This window comes from Actinoplanes sp. ATCC 53533 (assembly GCF_003947245.1).
In genome coordinates, this window is sequence record NZ_QHHV01000706.1 from 1 (window position 1) to 534 (window position 534).

Genomic DNA, 534 nt, shown 5'->3' on the forward strand with positions numbered 1-534 from the left:
TACTGGGTCAGGGTCCAGTCGGCGCCGTAGCCACGCATCGCCGTCTGCCACATGTGCCGGTGGGTGTCGATCATGCCGGGCATCAGGATGCCGCCGGTCGCGTCGATCACCGTGGCGCCCTCCGGCGCGGTGAGGCCGACGCCGACCTCGGCGATGCGCTGGCCGATCACCAGCACGTCGGCGTTCGGCAACAGGGTATGCCGGTCGTCCATCGTCAGCACGGTGCCGTTGCGGAACAGAACACTGTCGGTCATGCCGGGTCAACTCCCTCCGCGACCAGCGGACAGGCGTCCGTCTAGCGGTCAGCGTCTCGGCGTCAGTGTGTTGCGGCTCACCACGAGTGTCAAGGCTCGATGATGGTTGACAGTCATACGTGGCGAGCCGAGACTGACGATCGAGCGGACGACTGTCCGCCTAGCGGTCAATACCTCGAAAGGCGGCACATGGGACCCCTCAGCGGACTGCTCGTCGCGGACTTCTCCCGGATCCTGGCGGGCCCGTACGCGACGATGCTGCTCGCCGACCTCGGCGCCC

1 protein-coding gene and 1 pseudogene are annotated in these 534 nt (G+C 67.2%); one reads left to right on the forward strand and one right to left on the reverse strand.

From position 1 onward, the window contains the following. Nucleotides 1–254, reverse strand: a pseudogene (locus DMB66_RS60750) (amidohydrolase); the annotation flags it as partial. Nucleotides 255–443: 189 nt separating this feature from the next. Between DMB66_RS60750 and DMB66_RS60755 the strand changes: the two are divergent. Continuing rightward, nucleotides 444–534 (forward strand): CoA transferase (locus DMB66_RS60755; protein ID WP_148113027.1); only part of this gene is annotated, 91 nt, incomplete at its 3' end.